The organism is Nitratireductor sp. GISD-1A_MAKvit (assembly GCF_040819555.1).
GTDB lineage: Bacteria > Pseudomonadota > Alphaproteobacteria > Rhizobiales > Rhizobiaceae > Nitratireductor.
On the sequence record NZ_CP161920.1, the window covers coordinates 3,728,042 to 3,750,461 of the forward strand.

General features: G+C 61.8%; 24 protein-coding genes and 2 pseudogenes. 15 read left to right on the top strand and 11 right to left on the bottom strand.

The genetic code is table 11. The annotated features are described in order from the left end of the window. Window positions 1–71: 71 nt before the first annotated feature. The gene (locus AB2N04_RS19170) at window positions 72–557 is read right to left on the bottom strand and encodes a DUF2244 domain-containing protein (protein WP_367716325.1); all 486 of its coding nucleotides are present in this window, start codon (window positions 555–557) and stop codon (window positions 72–74) included. Between the two features lie 21 nt (window positions 558–578). Here AB2N04_RS19170 and nth point away from each other — a divergent pair, with 21 nt between their 5' ends. Next, window positions 579–1,319 (top strand): endonuclease III, encoded by a 741-nt coding sequence (gene nth, locus AB2N04_RS19175; protein WP_367716327.1) that lies wholly within the window; start codon window positions 579–581, stop codon window positions 1,317–1,319. A 13-nt stretch (window positions 1,320–1,332) separates the two neighbouring features. Here the strand turns inward: nth and AB2N04_RS19180 are convergent, their stop codons facing one another. Next, entirely contained in the window at window positions 1,333–2,067 is a 735-nt protein-coding gene (locus tag AB2N04_RS19180) for a sulfate transporter family protein (protein WP_367716329.1), read from the bottom strand. Between the two features lie 169 nt (window positions 2,068–2,236). Here AB2N04_RS19180 and AB2N04_RS19185 point away from each other — a divergent pair, with 169 nt between their 5' ends. Further along, on the top strand, window positions 2,237–3,229 hold the full coding sequence (locus AB2N04_RS19185) for an adenosine kinase (RefSeq protein WP_367716330.1): 993 nt from the start codon (window positions 2,237–2,239) through the stop codon (window positions 3,227–3,229). On the opposite strand, the gene AB2N04_RS19190 is transcribed toward AB2N04_RS19185, so the two are convergent. From AB2N04_RS19190 to hrcA, 3 genes are all read right to left on the bottom strand, one after another. Continuing rightward, on the bottom strand, window positions 3,221–3,853 hold the full coding sequence (locus AB2N04_RS19190; RefSeq protein WP_367716332.1) for a trimeric intracellular cation channel family protein: 633 nt from the start codon (window positions 3,851–3,853) through the stop codon (window positions 3,221–3,223). The genes AB2N04_RS19185 and AB2N04_RS19190 overlap by 9 nt on opposite strands. A gap of 100 nt (window positions 3,854–3,953) precedes the next feature. Further along, window positions 3,954–4,613 carry a nucleotide exchange factor GrpE gene (grpE, locus tag AB2N04_RS19195; protein WP_367716334.1) on the bottom strand — a complete coding sequence of 220 codons (660 nt, stop codon included), beginning with the start codon at window positions 4,611–4,613 and terminating at the stop codon, window positions 3,954–3,956. A 120-nt stretch (window positions 4,614–4,733) separates the two neighbouring features. Then, a complete protein-coding gene (hrcA, locus tag AB2N04_RS19200) occupies window positions 4,734–5,819 on the bottom strand; it encodes a heat-inducible transcriptional repressor HrcA (protein WP_367716336.1) in 1,086 nt (361 codons plus the stop codon). A gap of 176 nt (window positions 5,820–5,995) precedes the next feature. On the opposite strand from hrcA, the gene rph reads away from it, so the two are divergent. The 4 genes and pseudogenes from rph (at window position 5,996) to hemW (ending at window position 8,949) form a co-directional block, all read left to right on the top strand. Then, complete coding sequence (gene rph, locus AB2N04_RS19205) at window positions 5,996–6,712, top strand: ribonuclease PH (protein WP_367718863.1); 717 nt, start codon at window positions 5,996–5,998, stop codon at window positions 6,710–6,712. Between the two features lie 18 nt (window positions 6,713–6,730). Continuing rightward, window positions 6,731–7,144, top strand: coding sequence for a VOC family protein (locus AB2N04_RS19210; protein WP_367716338.1), 414 nt, complete (start codon window positions 6,731–6,733; stop codon window positions 7,142–7,144). After that, window positions 7,141–7,788: an RdgB/HAM1 family non-canonical purine NTP pyrophosphatase gene (gene rdgB, locus AB2N04_RS19215; protein WP_367716340.1), complete on the top strand. Its 648-nt coding sequence runs from the start codon at window positions 7,141–7,143 to the stop codon at window positions 7,786–7,788. The genes AB2N04_RS19210 and rdgB overlap by 4 nt, the downstream gene beginning before the upstream one ends. Further along, a pseudogene (gene hemW, locus AB2N04_RS19220) lies at window positions 7,785–8,949 on the top strand (radical SAM family heme chaperone HemW). The gene rdgB and the pseudogene hemW overlap by 4 nt, the downstream one beginning before the upstream one ends. A gap of 12 nt (window positions 8,950–8,961) precedes the next feature. Here the strand turns inward: hemW and AB2N04_RS19225 are convergent. Beyond that, window positions 8,962–10,179 (bottom strand): penicillin-binding protein activator, encoded by a 1,218-nt coding sequence (locus tag AB2N04_RS19225; RefSeq protein ID WP_367716342.1) that lies wholly within the window; start codon window positions 10,177–10,179, stop codon window positions 8,962–8,964. A gap of 88 nt (window positions 10,180–10,267) precedes the next feature. Between AB2N04_RS19225 and rsmI the strand changes: the two genes are divergently transcribed. Continuing rightward, window positions 10,268–11,176, top strand: coding sequence for a 16S rRNA (cytidine(1402)-2'-O)-methyltransferase (gene rsmI, locus AB2N04_RS19230; RefSeq protein ID WP_367716344.1), 909 nt, complete (start codon window positions 10,268–10,270; stop codon window positions 11,174–11,176). Then, window positions 11,166–11,534 (top strand): YraN family protein, encoded by a 369-nt coding sequence (locus AB2N04_RS19235; RefSeq protein WP_367716345.1) that lies wholly within the window; start codon window positions 11,166–11,168, stop codon window positions 11,532–11,534. Before rsmI ends, AB2N04_RS19235 begins: the two co-directional genes overlap by 11 nt. A 1,031-nt stretch (window positions 11,535–12,565) precedes the next feature. Here the strand turns inward: AB2N04_RS19235 and AB2N04_RS19240 are convergent. Beyond that, window positions 12,566–13,937, bottom strand: a pseudogene (locus AB2N04_RS19240) (cytochrome P450). A 163-nt stretch (window positions 13,938–14,100) separates the two neighbouring features. Between AB2N04_RS19240 and AB2N04_RS19245 the strand changes: the two are divergent. Beyond that, on the top strand, window positions 14,101–14,298 hold the full coding sequence (locus AB2N04_RS19245) for a CsbD family protein (protein WP_367716347.1): 198 nt from the start codon (window positions 14,101–14,103) through the stop codon (window positions 14,296–14,298). Between the two features lie 70 nt (window positions 14,299–14,368). Here the strand turns inward: AB2N04_RS19245 and aztD are convergent, their stop codons facing one another. Together aztD and znuA are read right to left on the bottom strand one after the other, a co-directional pair. Beyond that, the gene (aztD, locus tag AB2N04_RS19250; protein ID WP_367716348.1) at window positions 14,369–15,592 is read right to left on the bottom strand and encodes a zinc metallochaperone AztD; all 1,224 of its coding nucleotides are present in this window, start codon (window positions 15,590–15,592) and stop codon (window positions 14,369–14,371) included. 237 nt (window positions 15,593–15,829) lie between these two features. Further along, on the bottom strand, window positions 15,830–16,873 hold the full coding sequence (gene znuA, locus AB2N04_RS19255; protein WP_367716350.1) for a zinc ABC transporter substrate-binding protein ZnuA: 1,044 nt from the start codon (window positions 16,871–16,873) through the stop codon (window positions 15,830–15,832). A 140-nt stretch (window positions 16,874–17,013) separates the two neighbouring features. On the opposite strand from znuA, the gene AB2N04_RS19260 reads away from it, so the two are divergent. The 6 genes from AB2N04_RS19260 to AB2N04_RS19285 all read left to right on the top strand — a co-directional run bounded on the left by AB2N04_RS19260 (window position 17,014) and on the right by AB2N04_RS19285 (window position 21,227). Next, the gene (locus tag AB2N04_RS19260) at window positions 17,014–17,880 is read left to right on the top strand and encodes an ATP-binding cassette domain-containing protein (protein ID WP_367716352.1); all 867 of its coding nucleotides are present in this window, start codon (window positions 17,014–17,016) and stop codon (window positions 17,878–17,880) included. Further along, window positions 17,873–18,694 carry a zinc ABC transporter permease subunit ZnuB gene (gene znuB / locus AB2N04_RS19265; RefSeq protein ID WP_367716354.1) on the top strand — a complete coding sequence of 274 codons (822 nt, stop codon included), beginning with the start codon at window positions 17,873–17,875 and terminating at the stop codon, window positions 18,692–18,694. The genes AB2N04_RS19260 and znuB overlap by 8 nt, the downstream gene beginning before the upstream one ends. Further along, complete coding sequence (locus AB2N04_RS19270; protein WP_367716356.1) at window positions 18,691–19,086, top strand: Fur family transcriptional regulator; 396 nt, start codon at window positions 18,691–18,693, stop codon at window positions 19,084–19,086. The genes znuB and AB2N04_RS19270 overlap by 4 nt, the downstream gene beginning before the upstream one ends. Before the next feature lie 108 nt (window positions 19,087–19,194). After that, the gene (locus AB2N04_RS19275) at window positions 19,195–19,638 is read left to right on the top strand and encodes an Rrf2 family transcriptional regulator (protein WP_367716358.1); all 444 of its coding nucleotides are present in this window, start codon (window positions 19,195–19,197) and stop codon (window positions 19,636–19,638) included. 3 nt (window positions 19,639–19,641) lie between these two features. After that, window positions 19,642–20,529 carry an NAD(P)/FAD-dependent oxidoreductase gene (locus AB2N04_RS19280; RefSeq protein ID WP_367716360.1) on the top strand — a complete coding sequence of 296 codons (888 nt, stop codon included), beginning with the start codon at window positions 19,642–19,644 and terminating at the stop codon, window positions 20,527–20,529. Window positions 20,530–20,537: 8 nt separating this feature from the next. After that, window positions 20,538–21,227 carry a class I SAM-dependent methyltransferase gene (locus tag AB2N04_RS19285; protein WP_367716362.1) on the top strand — a complete coding sequence of 230 codons (690 nt, stop codon included), beginning with the start codon at window positions 20,538–20,540 and terminating at the stop codon, window positions 21,225–21,227. A 34-nt stretch (window positions 21,228–21,261) separates the two neighbouring features. Here AB2N04_RS19285 and AB2N04_RS19290 read toward each other — a convergent pair whose 3' ends face one another. Continuing rightward, a complete protein-coding gene (locus AB2N04_RS19290; RefSeq protein ID WP_367716364.1) occupies window positions 21,262–21,894 on the bottom strand; it encodes a transporter substrate-binding domain-containing protein in 633 nt (210 codons plus the stop codon). Continuing rightward, window positions 21,857–22,405, bottom strand: a complete 549-nt coding sequence (locus tag AB2N04_RS19295) for a transporter substrate-binding domain-containing protein (RefSeq protein ID WP_367716366.1) — start codon at window positions 22,403–22,405, stop codon at window positions 21,857–21,859. Before AB2N04_RS19295 ends, AB2N04_RS19290 begins: the two co-directional genes overlap by 38 nt. Between the last annotated feature and the right edge of the window lie 15 nt (window positions 22,406–22,420).

Genomic DNA, 22,420 nt, shown 5'->3' on the forward strand with positions numbered 1-22,420 from the left:
CGCTTTGCCATTTGTCCTGCCGCAGAGCATCACGTGTTTCAGGCGGTACAGCCACCCGTTTCCTGCCGAGATCACCGCCCCTTTGCAGTGGCAAGCGCCTTTGCGAAGGCCAAGGCAAAACTCTCCCGGCCGTCCGGGTTCAGAAAGCTGCCGAGTGACACCCTCTTGTCCCGCATCTCCACGGCCATGTCCGTAATCCCTATCTCGTCGTGCCGGTCGATGCGAAAACGCGTCCAGAAAGGGTTGAAACAGTGTTCCTCTGCCTGGCCGGAAGGCGGCACCTTGCGGATATCGAGGCTCGTGCGTGAAAGGCGCACCTCCTCGCGCACGCGGGCGGCGCGATAGTTCAGCCGGAAAGCAATGTAGATCGCCAAAATATCCAGCCCGAAAAACCCGAAAACCGGCCAGGCGCCGATTTTGAGAGAAAATGCTCCGATGGTCAGCCAGACAAGCAGCAAAATGCCCATCAATATCGTGAAGCCGCGCGTCGTGAGCGAGCGGTAGGGCGTCAATAACGCCTGAAAAACCGGAGCGTCTGCGCTGTTTGTTTCGGACATGATCCCGATTATAGAAGCACCATGGAAAAGCCCAAGAAGAAAATTGCCGCGCCCCGCAAACCCGCCCGCACCCGCAGGCGCAAAACCGCCTATTCGCCGGAGGAAGTTCACGAAATCTTCCGGCGTTTCTCGGTGCAGCGTCCGGAACCGAAGGGCGAGCTGGAGCATGTGAATGCATTCACGCTTCTCGTGGCCGTCGTGCTGTCCGCGCAGGCCACCGATGCAGGCGTCAACAAGGCAACGCGCGATCTCTTCAAGGTGGCCGACACGCCGGAGAAAATGCTGGCACTCGGCGAGGAACGGGTGGGCGAGTACATCCGCACCATCGGGCTTTGGCGCAACAAGGCCAAGAATGTCATCGCGCTGAGTGAAGCGCTTATCCGAGATCACGGATCACAGGTTCCCGACAATCGCGAGGCGCTGGTCACGCTGCCCGGCGTGGGCCGAAAGACGGCCAACGTGGTGCTCAACATGTCGTTCGGCCAGCCGACCATGGCCGTCGACACACATATCCTGCGTATCGGCAATCGCATCGGCCTTGCTCCTGGCAAGACGCCGGAACAGGTGGAAGATACGCTGGTGAAGATCATACCGGACGAGTTCATGCGCCACGCCCATCACTGGCTGATCCTGCACGGGCGCTATGTCTGCAAGGCGCGCAAACCCGATTGCGTGGCCTGTGTCATTGCCGATATTTGCAAATCAGCGGAGAAATCGACCGACATACCTGCGCCGCTGGTGGAGTTGGCACCGCAGGACTGATCGCTCGCTTCAACTACCCGCGCTGCTCTGCTCCCCGCGCAGCGCGCGCTGCGTCTTGCTGTGAAATCATCTTGTGCAGGTGAACCATCATGGCGGCTGCGAAAAGCGGCGTCAGAAGGTTGAGGATCGGCACGGCCAGAAAGCCAGCGATCACCAGGCCGGCCAGAAAGATCGTCCCCGCATTCCGGCGACGCAACGCTTTGGCCTCAGGCTCGCTGCGAAACCGCATGGCGGCAAACTCGAAGAACTCCCGGCCAAGCAGATAGCCATTGACCAGAAAGAAGGCGAGAATGTTGATACCCGGCACCAATAGCAGGAACAGCGCTACGATGTTGCCGAGGATGACAACTCCAAAAAACTTGATCGATGTGGCGATGGCCGCACCCAGTGGAAGCGCCTTGCCCGGCGGATCCTGCGGATAATCTTCCTTTTCGACAACTTCGGCCACATCATCGAGAAAAAGCCCCGCGATGACGGCGGTCACGGGCCCGATCAGAAGAGCCAGACCGGCAGCCAGACCCAGCCCAGCGGCGATGAGCGCAACAAAGCTCATCCAGCCGAGCCAGGAAGGCAGGTCGGGGAAAAACGCATCAAGCCATGGCAGTGCGATGTATTCGAAGAGCTCCTTGGCTCCCAGCCACAAGCCAACAAGGACCAGCAATGTCAGCCCCAGAGTCTTGAAAAACACACTGCGGAATTCGCTGGAGAAAAGACGGCTGATTGCGGCGCGGGCCGCGTCAAGAATCATGGAAGGTCGGGGCCTTTCGAGCTTTGATTTTCCATTCGAGATAGGAACCCGTTCGGGTCCACGCAAGCAAAACCCTTCACACCCATGGCTTGCAAATCGCGCTCAAACCGGTAAACCGCCCCGAGTCCAAAAGCCAAAACGCTTCCCTTGCATATCTGGAGATCTGAATTTGAGCGAATATGACGTGCTGTGCATCGGCAACGCCATTGTCGACATCATCGCCCGCTGCGACGAAGCGTTTCTGGAAGAGAACAACATCATCCGTGGCGCTATGAACCTGATCGATGTCGATCGCGCCACCCTGCTCTATGAGCGTATGGGGCAAGCCATCGAAGCCTCCGGCGGCAGCGCCGGCAACACGGCTGCCGGCATCGCCAGCTTCGGCGGCAAGGCTGCCTATTTCGGCAAGGTCTCGGATGATGCGCTCGGCAAGATCTTTGCCCACGATATTCGCGCGCTTGGTGTCGCCTTTGACACGAAACCGCTGGAAGGTCATCCGCCAACGGCCCGTTCCATGATTTTCGTGACCCCCGATGGCGAGCGCTCCATGAACACCTATCTGGGTGCCTGTGTGGAGCTCGGTCCGGAAGACGTGGAAGAAGACAAGGCGAAGAACTCCAAAGTCACCTATTTCGAAGGCTATCTGTGGGATGCGCCGCGGGCCAAGGAAGCGATCCGCATGACCGCCGATGCCGCGCATGCAGCCGGTCGCGAGGTGGCTATGTCTTTGTCCGATCCATTCTGCGTCGATCGCTATCGCGACGAGTTTCTGGAGCTGATGCGTTCGGGCCGGGTCAACATCGTTTTCGCCAATGAGCACGAATTGCTGTCTCTTTATCAGACATCGTCATTCGACAGTGCGGTGGAGGCAATCCGCAAGGATACCCGCCTTGCAGTCGTCACCCGCTCCGAGAAAGGGTCCGTCATCATCACGGACAAGGAAACCATCCCTGTCGACGCCATCAAAATCAATGAACTGGTGGACACCACCGGTGCAGGCGACCTCTATGCAGCGGGCTTCCTCTACGGCTACACCAACGGTCACAGCCTCGCCGATTGCGGGCGGCTGGGCTCCTTCGCAGCCGGACTGGTCATCCAGCAATATGGTCCGCGTCCGCAGAAAGACCTGCGCTACGAGGCCGAACAGGCCGGACTATTCTAGGTCCTCTGGCGGGCGACCGGGCCGGGACCGGTAACGTGGGATCGTCCAGCCGAATCTGAGCGCACCTCCACGCACCAGAAATGCGGCGGTGACTGCAATCAGCGCCGCAACGGCACCCTGCACGTCCGCGAGATCGGCCACAGTGAACACGCTGGCTCCAACCAGTGCCGCAGTCACATAGACCTCCGGGCGCATGAGTGCTGAAGGTTCTCCCGCAAGCACATCGCGCACCACGCCTCCGAATGTAGCGGTGAGCATGCCCGTGACCAGCGCAACAATCGCCGAGCCTGAGGCTTCCAGCCCCTTGGCCGCGCCCAACACCGAATAGGCGGCGAGCCCGGCAGCATCGAGCCACAGCAGAAGCCGGTAGCGATATTCCACAAGTGGCGCGGCGAAGAAAAAAAGCAGCCCCACAACCGCACAGACAACAATGTAAGTGTGATTTTCGACCCAGAAGACCGGCACCCCCAGCACGAGGTCCCGCAATGTTCCACCACCGGTGCCCGTAACACCCGCAAGGAACATGAAGCCGATGAGATCAAGCTCCTTGCGCGAGGCGGCAAGTGCTCCGGTGGCCGCGAACACGGCCACCCCTGCATAATCAAGAAGCTGAATCAGATCCATCTGGCCCTCCGCACACTGGATAGCCGAAGGGCCGATGAATAGGAAGCGGGCGCCTGCCTCACCATCCCTCGATGCGCATCAGATGCGCCCGCCCCTGATATCAGGCGTCGCGTTCGGCCTGCGGGTTGGGCGGGCCGGGCTCCGCGCTTGCATTCTCGCCATTCTTCACTGCGCTCGCCTTGGGGCCGCCCTTGGCAACGCCAACCATGGCCGGGCGCAAAACGCGTTCGCCGATCACATAGCCCTGCTGCACCACCTGCACCACGGTGTTTTCCGGGGTTTCGGGATCCGGCACCTCAAACATCGCCTGGTGAAAATGCGGATCGAAGCGCTCGCCCTTGGGGTCGATCTGCTTCACGCCATGACGCTCCAGTGTGGAGAGCATGGTGCGCTCGGTCATTTCGACGCCTTCCATAAGGGAAGAAAGTCCACTGTCAGCGCCGGCACGGGCTTCCGCAGGCACTGCCTCGAGCGCCCGGCGCAGATTGTCGGAGACCGTCAGCATGTCGCGAGCAAATCCGGCAATCGAATACGTCCGGGCATCGGCAACGTCGCGTGCCGTACGCTTACGCAGGTTTTCCATTTCGGCGGCGAGACGAAGGGCGCGTTCCTTCAGTTCCTCGTTTTCCTGTGCCAGCCGCACAAGGACGTCTTCCTCCGAAACCGCCTCTTCACCGGCATGCTCCTCGAACGCCTTCACGTTCGGGTCTTCTGCCGCTTCGGTTCTGGCCTCTTCGTTGTCCTTAGCCTGATTGGTCATGTCGATCCGTCTATGGTTTTAGAATTGTTTGGATATTGCGCCCGATATCGAGGTTCGTGACGGCAAAATCAAGGGGTGCTGCCAGGCATGCTCCGGTAAGTGCTATGGGCCCGGGCTCGATCAGCGTAGCAAACGCCCGACGATCTGCGCCGTATAATCCACCATCGGCACAATGCGGGCATAGTTCAGCCGGGTCGGCCCGATCACACCCAACGCGCCGATGACGCGTGATTCCTGATCGCGATAGGGCGCCACAACGAGCGAGGAGCCGGAGAGCGAGAAAAGCCGATTCTCCGAACCGATGAAGATTCTCACGCCAGAGCCTTCTTCCGCCATATCCAGAAGCTGGATCAGGCCTTCCTTGGTTTCCAGATCTTCAAACAGGCGGCGCAGAAGCTCCAGGTCGGCCTCCGCTGTCAGGTTTTCAAGCAGATTGGCCCGCCCCCGCACGATCAACCGCGCCGGCTGGCCGCTTTCGGCGCCCGCCCAGACAGCGAGCCCCTGCTCCACAAGTTCCTGCGAGAGCGTGTCCAGCGCGGCGCGCGTTTCTTCCTTGAGGCGAGAAAGCTCCATTCGCGTCTCGGCCAGTGTGCGCCCCCGGATATGCGCATTCAGGAAGTTCGATGCTTCCTGCAGTTGCGAGATGGTGACGCCTTCTGGCAGATCGATGACACGGTTTTCCACGTCACCGTTCTGCGAAACGAGAATGGCCAGCCCCTTGCGTGGTTCCAGCTGGACAAATTCGATATGTTTGAGTGCCGCTTCTGACTTTGTGGCGAGCACCACGCCTGCGCCCCGTGAAAGCCCCGAGAGAAGCTGACTTGCTTCGGTCAGCATATGGTCGAGAGAATGGCCACTGCTCGACGCTTTCACCTGTGTTTCGATGATCCGACGCTCGTCGTCGGAGAGATCCCCGATCTCCATGAAGGCATCGACGAAGAACCTTAGCCCCTGCTGCGTGGGCATGCGTCCGGCAGAAACATGCGGAGCATAGATGAGCCCAAGCTGCTCAAGATCGCTCATCACATTGCGGATTGTGGCAGGGGAAAGTTGAGTCGACAGGATGCGTGAGAGATTGCGTGAGCCGAGTGGGTCACCATCTCTCAGATAGGTTTCAACGATAACCCGAAAGATTTCACGCGATCGGCTATCCAGCGACTGCAGCGCGTGCTCCTGAAATTCTCTGTCCAAGACCGGTTTCGTCATTCGCGACCTCTGATCGTATGAATATAAGCGCGCCGGGCGCGAAAACAACAGTGTTGTTGTCAGGCGTGAGTGGGGTTTTCCCTCGTTTTCCGGAATTCCTTTGCGTTCATGAATATGGAAAGCTACAAGCCGGCAACACTGGCCGGAAACACTGGATGAATCTGGAGAAAACGCTCATGCGCCCTTCCAAACGCGAACCCGATGAAATGCGCGCCGTCAGCTTCGAGCGCGGCTTTTCAAAGCATGCGGAGGGGTCGTGTCTGGTGCGTTTCGGCGACACCCATGTGCTGTGCACGGCAAGCCTGGAAGAGCGCGTTCCACCATGGCTGCGCAACTCCGGCCAGGGCTGGGTGACAGCTGAATATGGCATGCTGCCGCGCTCCACCGGCGACCGCATGCGCCGCGAGGCCTCTTCCGGAAAACAGGGCGGGCGCACGCTGGAAATTCAACGCCTGATCGGCCGCTCGCTGCGCTCGGTGGTCGATCTGCAGGCCCTTGGCGAAAAGCAGATCACCATTGACTGCGATGTCATCCAGGCTGATGGCGGCACCCGCACGGCAGCCATTACAGGTGGTTTCATCGCCCTTTCAGACTGCCTTTCGTGGATGGAAGCGCGCCAGATGGCCAGCCGTGACAAGGTTCTGAAAGACCATGTCGCCGCCATCTCCTGCGGCATCTACAACGGCACGCCTGTTCTCGATCTCGATTATGCGGAGGATTCGGCTGCAGAGACCGACGCCAATTTCGTGATGACCGGAAAGGGCGGCATTGTCGAAATTCAGGGCACGGCAGAGGGCGCCCCCTTCTCGGAAGATGAATTCGCATCCTTGATGGGACTGGCCCGCAAGGGTATCACCAAGCTCGTTGACATGCAGAAAATGTCCATCTCCTGAACCGACCCGAAGCAAACCATGCAACCCTCGGCAATTCTCGAAGCCGCGCTTTATGTGAACGATCTCGACGAAGCCGAGCGCTTCTATGGTGAGACGCTCGGGCTCGAAAGATTGGCAAAGGTCGAGGGCAGGCATGTGTTCTTCCGCTGCGGGCGGGCCGTGCTTCTGCTGTTCGATCCCGCAGCGACCGCCCAACCGCCAGCGCCCGACGCCCGGCTTCCCGTACCACCGCATGGCGCGCACGGGCCGGGGCATCTCTGTTTTGCCGCGACTGGCGATGAGATCACCCGCTGGAAAGCCCATTTCGAAGCGACCGGCGTTTCCATCGAAGCGGATTTCGAATGGCCGAATGGCGGCCGCTCCATCTATTTCCGCGATCCTTTCGGCAATTCGCTCGAATTTGCCGAACCACGCATCTGGGGACTGACTTGAGACCGATCGACAACAAGACTTTCGTGCTCGCCAGCCACAACAAGGGCAAGCTGCGCGAGTTCTCCGACCTCCTGGCCCCCTTCGGCTACACGGTGCGTTCGGCTGCCGAGCTTGGCCTGCCCGAGCCGGAAGAAACCGGCACCACGTTTGAGGAAAACGCCCGCATCAAGGCCCTTGCGGCAGCCGAAGCGACCGGACTGCCGGCGCTTTCCGACGATTCCGGCCTCTGCGTCGATGCGCTCGATGGAGCACCAGGCGTCTACACCGCCGACTGGGCCACGAAGGAAGATGGCAGCCGCGACTTCATGATGGCCATGGAGAAGACACAGAAACTGCTTTCCGAAGCCGGCGCGGACACTCCGGAAAAGCGCACCGGCCGCTTTGTCGCGACGCTGTGTCTGTGCTTTCCAGATGGCGAGACCGAATTTTATCGCGGCGAAGCCGAAGGCCACCTCGTCTGGCCGCCGCGCGGGACGGACGGGTTTGGTTATGACCCTGTGTTTCAACCGCTCGGCCATGACATCACGTTTGGTGAAATGACCGCTGAGGAAAAGCATGGCTGGAAGCCCGGCGACGAGCACGCCCTTTCCCACCGTGCCCGCGCCTTCCAGAAATTCGCCCGCGCCAGGCTGGGCGCTGCGTGATCTCCGCGCTCGATACGACGCCGGGTTTCGGCGTTTATCTGCACTGGCCGTTCTGCGCGGCCAAGTGCCCCTATTGCGACTTCAACAGCCATGTGCGGCACCAGCCGGTGGATCAGGCCCGCTTTGCCGCAGCCTTTAAGCGCGAGCTTGCCACCATGCGCGCCCGCACCGGCCCGCGCACCGTTACCAGCATTTTTCTGGGTGGCGGAACGCCTTCGCTGATGGAGCCCGAAACGGTCGGCGCGCTGTTGGATGCCGTTGCTACCAACTGGAGCGTTCCCGACGGTATCGAGGTGACGCTGGAGGCCAATCCGAGTTCGGTGGAAGCAGAGCGTTTCCGTGGCTATCGCGCAGCCGGCGTCAACCGTGTGTCGCTGGGCGTTCAGGCGCTTAACGACCGGGATCTCAAATTTCTCGGGCGCCTGCACAATGTCGAGGAAGCGCTGCACGCCATCGGCCTTGCCCGCGAGATTTTCCCACGCCTTTCCTTCGACCTGATCTATGCCCGCCCGCACCAGAGCGAGGATGCCTGGGCCAGCGAGCTTGAACAGGCCATCGGACACGCGGCAGATCATCTCTCGCTTTACCAGCTTACGATTGAGGAGGGCACGCGCTTCCAGCTTCTCCATGAGGCCGGCAAGCTTGCCATGCCGGATGGCGACCATTCCGCTCGCCTCTATGAGATCACGCAGGAGGTGACGGCGGCGTGCGGGTTGCCGGCGTATGAGATCTCCAACCACGCTCGCCCGGGCGCGGAGAGCCGGCACAATCTCGTCTACTGGCGCTATGGCGAATATGTCGGTGCCGGCCCCCGGCGCCCATGGCCGATTTATCGAGAATGGTCGCCGCCATGTGACGTTCACTGAAAAGATGCCAGAGACCTGGCTCGAACGCGTAGAAGCACATGGCCATGGCGTGATCGGTGGTGAAGTTCTGACCCATGACGAGGAAGCCGACGAGTTCCTTTTGATGGGCCTGCGTCTTGTCGAGGGCATCGACCTGCCGCGCTACGAGGCGCTTTCGGGCCGGGCGCTTTCCAACGCGCGCATCGCGGTGCTGCAGGAAGAAGGCCTTGTCGAGCCCGTCGGCAACACCCGGCTGCGCGCAACACCGAAAGGCATGATCGTGCTGGATGCGGTTGTCGCCGATCTGGCCCGGTAATCGCAAAGCGCACTAGTTCGCCCTGTTGAACTGGGCCGGCGCGGCATCGATGATCTCTGCCCGGCCCTCGCGCACCTCATAAACCGCGTATCCACGTTCGGTCGTGCCATTGAGCAGGAAGCGGAAAAGCCCGGTATAACCATTGAACCCGACCGGCGTTTCAATCGCGTTGCGCTGAAACCCGCCGCCACCCTTGGCGATGTTTCCGACAAGCACCACCGAATCATACGCCAGGGCGGATGTGAGCGAAGGCTCCGCTCCGAATCTGGCCTGATACCGTTGTTTGTAGGTGTTGACCCGGGTCTGATCGGTGTCGGCAAACCAGCCACCCTGCAGCACCGGATCAGCCAGATTGGCGCTTGTCCACTGCCCGGTTCCCAGGATCTTCTTACCGGCAATGTCGATGCCGGCTTCCGTGATTGTGGAAACGATGGTGGCCGGGCTCGAGCCCCCGTCGGGGATGAACACCGCATCCGCCGAGCGCAACGCCTCCGCCACAGTCCGCACGGCTTCATAGACGGACATATTGTCGTATGCGTAACGGGCAACCGCTGTCACCTCACCGCCTGAAGCAAGCATTGTGCGGCGCGCTTCGGCTTCTGCGATGTCTCCAGCAACGCCTTCGGGAAGGATTGCCACGACGCTGCGCACGCCTTGCCCGGCAGCATAGGAGAGCGTGCGCTGTACGACGCCCTGCGGCAGGAAGGAATTGAGATATACGCCCGGAGATGCCACAGCGCGATCGGAGGAAAACGCGATCATCGGTGTCCGCGACATGCGAAGTGCCGGTGCGGCGGCCCGAACATTGGCGGAAAACAGCGGACCAAGCACAATGGCAGCCCCTTCCGCCACGGCCTGTCCTGCAGCGCTGAACGCGCCTTCAGTGGTGCCGCCGGTGTCCTTGACCACCAGTTCCAGCGCGTTGAGGCCGACATCGTCCATGGCAAGCAGTGCCGCGTTTTTGAGTTCGGCAGCGATGCGGCCGGCATTGCCCTCCCCCGTCAGCGGCAAAAGCAGCGCAGCGCGCGTCTCGCCCGTTCCGACAACCTCACCGGTGGCCGGAAGGCGCGGCCTGTTGTCGACCGACGGTCGCGACGCGGTTGCCGGCGCTGTCGGCTGCGGCATGCCAAAGGGCACATCCGGGCCCACACAACCGGCGAGCGTCAGAAGCCCGGTCAATATGCCTGTGAAAAATCCGGCCCTGCGGCCGGGCGCTGTCAATAGTTTCATATGCCGCTTCCGTCTCAAATTCAGCGCGCGACTTTGCAACCCACATGCCTCCATGTCAAAGAGATGAGCGAATAAGGATCAAAGAGTTATGGATAACCCGCGCGGGGAGAAAAGTTTCGTCGTCGGCAGCGCCCGCATCGGTGCCGCGCCGCTGGAGCCGGCGCTTTATCTCGTGGCAACGCCCATCGGCAATCTCGGCGACATCACGCTGCGCGCGCTGGAAGTGCTCGCCGGGGCGGACATTGTTGCCTGCGAGGACACCCGCGTTTCGCGCGTGCTTCTTGGGCGCTATGGCATCGGCCAGAGCCTCACCGCCTATCACGAGCACAATGCGGAAAAGGCAGGCCCGCGCCTGCTGGCGGCGCTCGAAGAGGGAAAAAGTGTTGCGCTCATTTCCGATGCGGGAACGCCGCTTGTTTCCGATCCCGGCTATCGCCTTGTCGACCAGGTGATCGAGAAGGGTCTGCGCGTCGTGCCCATTCCCGGCCCCTCGGCGGTGCTGGCCGCACTCTCGGCCTCCGGGCTGCCGACGGATGCCTTTCTGTTTGCCGGTTTCCTGCCCGTGAAGGACGGGCAGCGACGCGCGCGGCTTGAAACCTTTCGCCAGACGCCGGCAACACTGGTGTTCTTTGAATCGCCACGCCGTCTCGACGGCAGTCTTGCCGCGATAGCCGATGTGCTTGGCGGGGCGCGGCAGGCCTGCGTGGCGCGCGAGCTTACCAAGACATTTGAGGAACTGCGGCGCGGTGCGCTTTCGGAGCTTGCCGCGCATTATGCCGACACCGGTGCGCCGAAGGGCGAGGTGGTGGTGTGTGTGGCACCGCCTCTCGATGAAGAGGAAACGAGCGCGGAAGATGTGGACCGGCTGCTCATGGCGCTCTCACAGGAAATGTCGGCCTCGAAGGCGGCGGGCGAAGCCGCACGCATGACCGGGGGGCGGAAATCGGAGCTCTACCAGCGGCTTCTTCACCTGAAGGCCGAGCGCGATGCGGAGTGAGGCACGGCAGAAGGCCTATCGGCTCGGCCATCGTGGCGAGTGGCTGGCGGCCATGGCGCTGCGGCTGAAGGGCTATCGCATTCTCGCCCGCCGCTACCGAACGAAGCTTGGTGAGATCGACCTGATTGCCCGGCGCGGCGATCTGGTGGCGATTGTCGAGGTGAAGGCGCGTCCGACCGTGGAGGCGGCGATGGATGCGGTGTCTTATCATGCGCAGACCCGTATCGAGCGCACGGCCGATCTGTGGCTTGCCCGCCAGCCCGACCACGCGCGGCTCTCGCTGCGCTTCGATCTTGTCGCCGTGCTTCCCCGCCGATGGCCGGTGCACGTGGAAAACCTTTTCCAGGGGCGTGATTGAGGACCGGGCCGTGCTCCTGCACGCTCTGCCAATGGGTCCCGGGTCAAGCCCGGGATGACGGGAGTGGGGTGAGCGCTTCATCGTCGTCATCCCGGCCGAGCGGAGCGAGAGCCGGGACCCATTGAGAGGCGCGGCCGGGTGCCGCAGAGGGTGCGGCTGGTGGTGCCGGGGTGAGGACCGGGCCGTGCTCCTGCACGCTCTGCCAATGGGTCCCGGGTCAAGCCCGGGATGACGATCTCCTTCTCCCCGCGGGCGGGGAGAAGGTCCCGGCAGGGGGATGAGGGGCTGGCGGGGCCTTGTGAGCTTTTCCACCTCTGTCGGTATCCCGGCCACTCACGGCGCTCGCCCCTCATCCTCACCTTCTCCCCGCTCGCGGGGAGAAGGGGCGTTTGAAGTTGGTGAGCAATTTGCTGAGCAGCGATACATTTTGGGCAGGCTCCATCGTTGCCGCGCGGGGTTTGCCGCCGGGGTCTGGATCGTTCGGGAAACGGGGCGCGTTTTTCGTGCCTCTCTGTTGTGAAGTAAGTGGCGCGAAAAGCGCGCCCCGCCGGCCGCTGTCCCGACTGCCGACCGGTCACTCGGGCAAACTTTGCCCTAGCGGCTTTTCCGCAACCGACATGATGCCGGCCGCCGGCCTTTTGCGGGCCCTCACAGGCCTCGGGTCACCGAACCCGAGGGGGAGGCTGCCGTCGCCCCTCCTGATCCCCGGCTCCGGACCCGGTTCCCGACAGGGGTGATGGGGCGAGTGTAGCGGAGGTTATGGGGGTGGGGGAAAAGGAGTGAATGGTAAATGGTGAATAGTGAATGGGAAACGCGCTGCATTGGCGTCGTCATCCTATGGCTTGACCATAGGATCCATGCCGTTGCGGGGGTGACGGGGTGCGCGGGAGAAAAATTGCGTGTCGCCTTGCAGGGCTGCGGTTTATCCCCGGTGTTCCGGCATGGATCCTCGGGTCGGGCCCGAGGATGACGAAGGTCTTTGGGGGTGGGCAGAAAGCGGCTCTGGTGGTGATGCTTATCCTGATACGGTGTCAGCGGCGCGACACGCGCATGGGCAGGCCGCCCTGGGGCTGGGTGGTGAGCTTTTGCACCGGCCAGGGCTTCGTCTCGGGCAGCGTTTCGAAGCGGAAGCGGGAGAGGAGGATGGCGAGCGCGATGACGGCCTCCTGCATGGCGAAACTGGCGCCGATGCACACGCGCGGGCCGGCGCCGAAGGGCAGATATTGATAGCGGTCGAGCTTTTCGCGGTTCTCAGGGTGGAAACGGGCGGGCATGAAGGCATCCGGCTCTCCCCATAACAGCCGGTGGCGATGGACCGTCCACGGCATGACCAGCACCTGCGCGCCCTTGACGATGGTGAAATCGCGGTAGCGATCTTCCGCGAGCGCCTCGCGGTTGATGGAGGGTGCGGGTGGGTAGAGCCGCATCGCCTCCTCGAAGGCGGCGCGGGTGAAGGGCATGGCGTCGAGCCATTTGACCGGATCGGGCTCGCGGGCAAGCACCGCGTCGATCTCGGCCTCGATCTTTTCACGTTCCCACGGGGCCGAGGCGAGGCAATAGATGGTCCAGCCGAGTGCGCGCGCCGTGGTCTCGTGGCCGGCACCGATGAAGGTGATGATGTTGTCCTCGATCTCCGCACGGGTGAGACCTTCCGGCCCCTCGGCGCGCAGGAGGAGCGTGAGGAAATCTTCCGGCACGTCGTGGCCTGTCGCCATCTTCTGACGCCGCATGGCCATGGTCTCGGCAACGATGTCGCGGAAGAATTTTAGCGAATTGCGGCCCAGAAGGCGCGTGATGCGGGGCAGCCAGTCGGGCGCGCCCAGAAGATCGAGCGGGTCGACACGGCCCATGGTCTCGAACAGGCGATCCACCTGATGCGCGAAGCTGCCGGGCTCGCCGGCGATCTCTCCGGAAAAGAGCGTTTCGGCGAGAATGTCGAAGGTGAGGAGCGTCATGTCACGCGAGACATCGACCGGTTGGTTCACGTTTTCGTATCGCGTGACGAAGGCCTGCGTGCGCTCAAGCATCGGCCTGGCGAAGCCGGCAATGTGGCGTGGCGTGAAGACCGGCGCCATGGCCTTGCGCGAACGGCGCCAGACCCCGCCCTCCGCCGTGAGCAGCCCATCGCGCAGGATGGGACGCAGGATCTTCTGGCGCACGCGGGCCATCTTGTAGTTCTTCGCGTTGTCGACGAGGACATGGCGAATGAGGCCCGGATCATTGGCGATGACGAGCGGGCCGCCGATCGTGTTGTCGATGGAAATCCACGGTTCGTTGTAGGAGGGCTCGCCCCACAGTTCGAGCGGGTTGCGATAGACGATGCGCATCATCTCGAAGGTGGATGGCGGGCTGGTGCGCGGGCGCGGGGGCCGGGGGCACGAAAGGCGCGGGCTGGCTTTCCATGGAATTTCCTTTCCCCTCAATCTAGGCGCAGGGAACCCTTCGTTCAAATCGGCATATGGCGGAAACAAGGCGGGAACCACATCGGGCCTCGTGCATTATCGACCCACCTAGGCCGATGACTTCAACCGGAGTGCACTTCTTTCAGATGCGGAAGGAAACCGACATGAATTGGAATCAGATCGAAGGCAATTGGGAACAGTTCAAGGGCAAGGTCCAGCAGCAGTGGGGCAAGCTCACCGACGATGATCTGGATGTTGTTCGCGGCAACCGGAAAGAACTCGCCGGCAAGCTGCAGGAACGCTATGGCAAGGCCGAGGACGAGGCCGAGCGCGATATCGATGACTGGCTTTCCCGCCACTGATCCAAGCGTAGCATGACAGTGAAAAGCCCCGCCGGAAACAGCGGGGCTTTGTCTTTTCAATGATTTTCGATCAGTGGTTTTCGTGGCTCTCGCCGGAACCGCCGACGGCGACAATGTTGTAGGGCATGCCCTCCACCGCGATGTCGCGGGCCTTCTCGAAACTCTCGGCATCGACGGCACGGACAACGCTCTTGAGCGGATCGGTGACCATGATCTCGTCATGCGTGACGGCAATGCGCGGGCGCGGATCGGACCAGTGCCCGTCCATGGAATAGGGTTCCGTCAGCTCAAGCGACTGGTCGATCTTTCCTGACAGGACATTGATGCGGTTGAGCTTGCCGTCCTCGGTGAAGACATAGGCGAATTTGGGCCGCACCGGATCCACCACGAAATGAACGGCGCGCACCGGGAGCTCGATCAGACGGAAGGCGTCTTCATCTTCCGGGTCGATCAGAACGAGGTTCGACTTGCCGAAATTTCCGAGGAAATACTGCAGAGCCTTGCCGCCGGCGAGGGTGGAGACCTTGTGCTCGTCGGGCAGTCCATCCGTATAGGCGAGGTGGCGGATCTCCGGGGCGGCGCTGCGGCCGCCCGTTACGAGAAGCAGCCCCGTGTCGCAGGCGATTGCCGTGATGTTGCCCGACGTCGCCTCGCCGTGCAGTCCGGGACAGGCAGCGACATCGCCGACGGCAGCGCCCTTTGCATCCACCACCTGAACACCTTCGGGCAATTCGCTCGGGTCCTTGCTGTTGGGCACGGTGGCGATGGCATGGGCGCCATAGGGGATCACCACGCCGTGGTGCGGCGCGGAGGTTTTGACTTCGCGGATCTCTGGCTTGCCCCCGGACACCGACTTCTCCGACACGAGTCGCGCGACGCCCTCACCATCAAAGAAAAGGGCGATCTCGCCGTGATGCGCGACGAAATGAACCGGGCGCTCGCCATCCACCGAGCCTTCAAGCGCCCTGGGTTGGGTGACTTCGATATCGGCGTGGTCTCCGTGATCGTCGAAATGGATGCCGGTGGAGAAGGCCGTGACCGTGTTTGCGTCGCGCTGGACGGCGAAGACGGTCTCATTGCTTTCGGTCGCGTATATGCGGGCGGGGGCCTTGAGCGGGAAGGTTTCGAGCGCCGCGCCATTTTTGGCATCAAGTGCACGCAGGACAGGCGCGGTGTGATCGGCGATGAACAGCCGCCAGGCTTCGTGATCGTCGGCCTGTGCGGGCTGGATGGTGGTGAGCGCCGTGCCGAGGGCAAGCGCGCTGCTCGCTACGAGCCGGTGAAAGGATGGCATTGCTTTTCTCCTATTTGTTATAACATCACAATCAAGAACATGGCTTGAACGGTTTTCCCACGCATGTGAGTGAATTTGAGGTGACCGTTGGCCCGGATGGACTGGAAGACCCCTTGCCCGGATCCGGAAGGAATGGCGGGCCGACGCCCTGCCCCGGCCGCCCGCCGCTGAACGCGCGCCGGTTCGGGGCCGCAGGCGCCGCAAAGCGCCTGCTGCACCCGGCCCGGCTTTCGCACGCTATCTGGTCAGGCATTCCCTGAAGGATGCCGCCATGCCACGCATCAGATCGAAGTAGAGTTCCGGACCGTCCGTGATCTCTGCTCCCAGTGGATCGAGAACGCCGGACTTCGCGCTGGTGCCCTCGGTGACAACCTCCACAAGGCGGGGCTCGAACTGGGGTTCGGCGAAGACGCAGGCCGCGTCCAGCTCGCCAACCTTTGTGTGGATTTCATCGATGCGCTGTGCGCCGGGGATGACCTCCGGGCTCACGGTGATGGAACCGGCAGCCGAAAGGCCGAAGCGCTTTTCAAAATACTGGTAACCGTCGTGAAAAACGATGAACGGGCGATCCTTCACCGCCTCCATGTCAGCAGCGATTTCCGCTTTCAGTGCATCAATGCGTTCGTTGAGTTTCTCCGCATTGGCTGCGTAAATCGAAGCATTCTCGGCATCGGCTTCGCTCAGCGTCCCGGCGATGGCATCGACGATTGACTTCGCGTTATCCGGGTCAAGCCAGATATGCGCATCGGGGCCATGGTCGTGACGGTCGTGCCCCTCATGATCGTGTCCTTCATGGTCGTGTCCTTCATGGTCGTGCCCCTCAGCGTGATCATGCTCATCTGCGTGATCGCCATGCGCCTCATGGTCCTCATGGTCTGCTTCGTCACCATGTGAGTGCGCTTCGAACGCGCCCCCCTCTCGCATTTCGAGCAGAGTGATGCCTTCGGCCTTTGAGAGGGTTACCAGCCTGGCTTCGCCGGCGAGTGTCTCCAGAGGCTTTGTGAGGAACACCTCCATGTTGGGACCGACCCAGAAAACGACATCGGCACCGGCCAGCATGCGCGCCTGGGAGGGGCGCATGGAATAGGTGTGCGGAGAGCCGGCACCCTCCAGAATGAGCTGGGGCTCGCCGACACCTTCCATCACCCCCGCCACCAGTGAGTGAACCGGCTTGATGGAAGCCACCACCTGTCGATCCGCCGCGTTGGCGCCGACCAGACCGCCCGATGCCAGCAGCGCGAGGGAGGATGCGGCGGCAAGAAAGAGGCGAAACGGTTTCATGGCTTGCTCCAATGGGCTTCAAGTGAACAGAAGATCACGCAGACACAACACATTCGGCTCCAGAATATGTTATGACATAACGTATCCTTGCGTTACGCTATAACGTGTGCCATATCCGCTGGCAAGTCGGAAAAATTCACATGCTTGAAAAAACGAAACCATCCCCCCAGGCCTCCAGTGACATGCTGGTGGAAATGCACAATGTCGGCGTAAGCCGCGGTGGGCGCTGGCTGGTGCGCAACGTGGATCTTTCGGTGCGGCGAGGCGAGATCGTCACGCTGATTGGACCCAACGGATCTGGCAAGAGCACGACGGCCAGGACGGCCATCGGCATCCTGAAACCGAGCGAAGGGCACGTACACCGCGCCGGCAGCCTGAAGGTGGGATATGTGCCGCAGAAAGTGGCGCTCGACTGGACGCTTCCGCTCAGCGTGGAACGGTTGATGACGCTGACCGGCAGGGCGGGACGCAGCGAGATTGCCGCGGCCATGGATGCTGCCGGTGTGGCACACCTGGCGGAGCGGCAGGTGGCAGACCTTTCCGGCGGCGAGTTTCAGCGCGCGCTTCTGGCACGCGCCATGCTGCGCAAGCCGGACCTCCTGGTGCTTGACGAGCCGGTTCAGGGCGTGGATTTCACCGGCGAGGTCGCGCTCTACGAACTGATCCGCGACATAAGGGATCGCACCGGCTGCGGCATATTGATGATTTCGCACGACCTCCACATCGTGATGGCCGACACCGATACGGTGATCTGCCTGAACGGCCATGTGTGTTGCCGCGGCGAGCCGCAAAGCGTGATGAAGAGCCCCGAATACAGACAACTTTTCGGCACGCGCGCCGCCGAGGCGCTGGCGCTCTATCGCCACCATCATGACCACACGCATCTGGCCGACGGCCGTGTGCGCCATGCCGACGGAACGATCACCGAGCATTGCCACCGGGATGACGGCCACCACCATCATGACCATGCGGGCGAAGAGCCGGCAAGGAGGGGCGGCGATGCTTGACGATTTCTTCATCCGCGCGCTTGTCGCCGGTATCGGCCTTGCCCTTGTGACGGGGCCGCTTGGCTGTTTCGTCGTGTGGCGGCGCATGGCCTATTTCGGCGACACGATGGCCCATTCCGCACTTCTGGGCGTGGCGCTCTCACTGGTGATGGAAATCAACCTGATGGTGGGTGTGTTTCTGGTGGCGGCGCTCGCCTCGCTGGCGCTCATCTTTCTGGAGCGGCGGCGGGCGCTTTCCACCGACGCGCTGCTCGGCATCCTGTCCCATTCCACCCTTGCACTCGGCCTTGTCATGGTCGCCTTCATGACCTGGGTGCGGGTGGACCTCATGGGCTTCCTGTTCGGCGACATCCTTGCCGTCTCGAAAACGGACATTGCGATCATTTATGCCGGCGGAGCAATGGTGACGGCCCTGCTCATCTGGCTCTGGCGCCCCCTTCTGGCGGCTACCGTCAACCCAGACATCGCGCAGGCAGAAGGCCTGCGGCCCGAACGCTCGCGTCTCGTTTTCATGCTGTTGATGGCGGCCGTGATCGCCATTGCCATGAAGCTGGTGGGCATTCTGCTCATCACCGCTCTCCTGATCATCCCGGCGGCCGCCGCGCGGCGCTTTGCCAGCGGTCCGGAGATAATGGCCGTTCTTGCGGCTCTGCTGGGTGCATTGTCGGTTGTCGGCGGGCTAACGGCGTCGCTGCAATTCGATACACCTTCGGGACCGTCCATCGTGGTGGCAGCGCTTGTTCTCTTTTTGCTGAGCCTTGCGCCCTCACCCGTGGCCAAACGCGAAGCGCCTTCCACGGAGACACGACCATGAGTGCCGATCTGACACGCAACCAGGCGCTGGTGATGAAGACTCTTTCTGGCGCTGCGGCGCCGCTCAGCGCCTATACGATCCTTGACCGGCTGCGCGATGACGGGCTGCGCGCGCCGCTGCAGGTTTACCGCGCGCTCGACAAGCTGACGGAGATGGGGCTGGTGCACCGGCTTGAAAGCCTCAACGCATTCGTTGCCTGCGCACACCCTCACTGCCACGAGCAGGAATTGATCGCCTTCGCCATTTGCGAAAACTGCGGCAAGGTGGAAGAGTTCTCTGACGACGTGGTGAAGGACAGGCTTGACGGATGGACACGCTCGCACGGTTTCAAGGCGGCGAAGACGACGATTGAAATCCGCGGGAACTGTGAAGGATGCGTGGGCGCGACTTGAGCGCCTGAAATACGCGCGCCGAGCCTGCCGGGCAAATCTCGATCAACAAACCCAACATTTTTATTACCGAGCTTGACGCTCACCTAGAATCGTAACTACATAAGTTACATGAAACGAGACAGCCGCCTCTCCTCCGTCCTGCATGCGCTTCTTCACATGGCTGAAGAAGATGGGCCGATGACATCCGACCAGCTTGCCGGATGTCTGCGCACCAATCCGGTGGTCGTGCGCCGTACCATGGGGCTGTTGCGCGAGGCCGGGTTCGTTACATCGGACCGGGGACCGGCCGGCGGGTGGCGCATTGTCGTAGACCTTGAGGCCGTTACCCTGCGCGAGCTGCATGCCGCACTCGGCGAACCCGCCATCTTTGCCATCGGAAATCGCACCGAGACGCCTGAATGCCTGGTGGAACAGACGGTCAATGCGGCACTCGACGACACATTTCTCAGGGCGGAAGCGCTGCTTCTGGAGAGGTTTTCCGAAATCACGCTTGCTGACCTTGCAACCGATTTTTCCCGCCGGCACGTGCAGCAATGCAAACAGGAAGATTAAACCATGGATCATGACGTTATCGTTGTTGGTGGCAGCTATGCAGGGATGGCCGCGGCACTGCAGCTTGCACGAGCAAGGCGCAGGGTGTTGATCATCGATGGAGGCGAGAGACGGAACCGCGCTGCCAGCCATTCCCACGGTTTCCTGAGCCGCGATGGGGACGATCCGGCAACAATCGCCATGGTCGCAAGACGGCAGTTGCAGGCTTATCCGACCGTCAGCGTGATCACCGGCAACGCTGTCAAAGCGAGCGGTGAGCGCGACCGTTTCGTCGTCGAATGTGCCGATGGCACGCACCATCCCGGCCGCCGCGTTGTCCTTGCTACGGGCGTGCGGGATCATCTGCCTGCCATCGAAGGTATGGCGGAGCGTTGGGGGCGAAGCATATTTCACTGCCCCTATTGCCATGGCTACGAGCTGAACCAGGGACGTATCGGCGTGATCGGCAGTGGCGCAATGTCCATCCATCAGGCCGAGCTTCTGACCGAGTGGGGCGACGTCACCTTCATGCCCAATGGGGCGCCGACACTCGATCCCGAAACACGAGACCGGCTCCACCAGCGCGGGATCGGCATCGAAACCGCCGACATCGTCCGCATTGTGGGGGAAGCGGGTGTGCAACTTGCGGATGGGCGTGCGCTCTCCTTCTCCGGGCTCTTTGTTGCACCGCGGGTCGAGCCTTCGGGCAGCCTCTCGACAACGCTCGGCTGCGCGCTTCATGACACGCCACTTGGCACGCAGATTGAAACGAATGCGGCGAAGGAAACCTCCGTTCCCGGCGTTTATGCCTGTGGTGATGTGGCGGTGGTACCCCACTCCGTTTCGCTAGCCGTGGCGGACGGAGCGATGGCCGGGGCACAGGTACACCGTTCTCTGGTCTGGCCCGGATAGGACGTGACATGCCACCTTCACAAATGACGGCCACCACCTCGGCCGCGGGATATGAAGAGCGCGTGATGCAGCAGGTACCCGGCCTCGCCGACATGCATCGCATGGCTGGTATTCTTCTTGAAGAGCATGTGCCGCAGAACGGGCGCGTTCTGGTGCTGGGTGCGGGCGGCGGGCTTGAGATACGCAATCTTGCCCGCGCCCATCCCGGTTGGCGCTTCGACGGCGTTGACCCCTCCGCCGATATGCTGGCGCTGGCCCGCACCACGCTCGGCGATCTGCAGAAACGGGTGACCTTTCACCATGGTTATATCGAGGACGCGCCCGATGCGCGCTTTGACGGCGCGTCCTGTTTTCTGACCCTGCATTTTTTGCCGCGCGAAGCCCGGCTAGACACGATGCGGGCGCTGCGTCGCCGGCTGAAACCCGGCGCGCCCCTTGTCGTGGCGCATCACAGCTTTTCCATCGACACGGCAGCCGGCGAACGATGGCTAAGGCGCAGTGCCCGCTTTCATGCGGCCTCGGGAGAAGCTTCGAACCGGGTGATGACCCAGATTGAAGCCATGCGAAAAAGTCTGCCGGCATTGCCACCCGAAGAAGACGAAGCCCTGCTTGCCGAAGCGGGCTTTGGCGATGTGGAGCTTTTTTATGCGGCCTTCAGCTTTCGTGGCTGGGTGTGCCGCGCCCTGCCCGATCCCTGAACGCGCGCAGGTGCGCGCGGGAAGTCCAGCTCTTTTATGGCGCGCTGCCAAAATATTTGAGGCGCAATTCCTCCAATCCTCCACTTTCCTGCAACTCAAGGATCTTCAAGGTTGCCTCCCGCAAAAGCTCGCTGTCGTGAGGGAACGCGAAGCCGTATTTATCGGGGTGAAAGAGGGCTCCGACAACGGTCATTTCGTCGTGCGGATTGTGGTAGGCATGGTATTCCAGCACCGGCGCATCGCCGACAATGGCATCCACTCGGCCATTTTTCATGGCTGCGACCGCCGCGTCGAGATCTTTGTAGGGCCGTGTCGCGATACCGAGTTCGGTGAGATAGTCTTCCGCGGAGCTGTCGGCAATAACACCTGTTGTCTTGTCCGTCAGATCTGCGAGCGAATTGATCTGCTGCTCGATGGAAACAGCGGTCATGACGCTTGTGACCGAAGATGTGATGTAAGCAACCACCGCAACACCGCAGACCAGCCACAGAGCCGACCAGATTCGTCCCACCCACCCGAACAGGTTCTTTCGCGATGCCTTGCCCGTGGTCGCGATGGACATCACCTGATGGAAGCTCTCAGCAATGCCTTCTCGCCAGCGGCGCGGGAAATCCCTGTCGAAACGGCGGTCAAACAGCGTGAGTGCAATGGTGGACAGGACGATCACGAAAACAAGCCATGCATAGGCCCGCAAATGACCGGCATCGCGCAGGCCCCGACACGATACTCCCAAAGCTGGAAGCCCCTTCATCGGGAACCATGATGCGCATGCCGGCATCGTACCAGGGTTGGCTGAACGAGACCGTCTCCGCACGCCGGTGCGTGATGGTGAGATTGGTGACAGCAACCTCGACCTCTCCCGCGCCCACTGCGGCCACAAGCTGGCGCAGGGTTGGGTAGACTGTGTAACGATGGGTCAGCCCCAATTTCGCGGAGACCATCTCCCAGAGATCGATCGCCATTCCCTCATATGCACCGGGTTCTCCCCTGACAAAGGGCGGGCTGAGAAAGATGCCGACTTCAGTCTGGCGCGCAGGCTCTTCTGCAGGGGCCTGAGCGAATGCGGGCTGCACGCCAAGCAGGGACATGACCAGGCAGGCCCACACGATCCAGCGCCAAGCCCCCGTGGATGCGGGGTTTCGACGGAAACGAAATGGTTGCCAGTCCGTGCAATGCATTGAGCCCTCCTGATT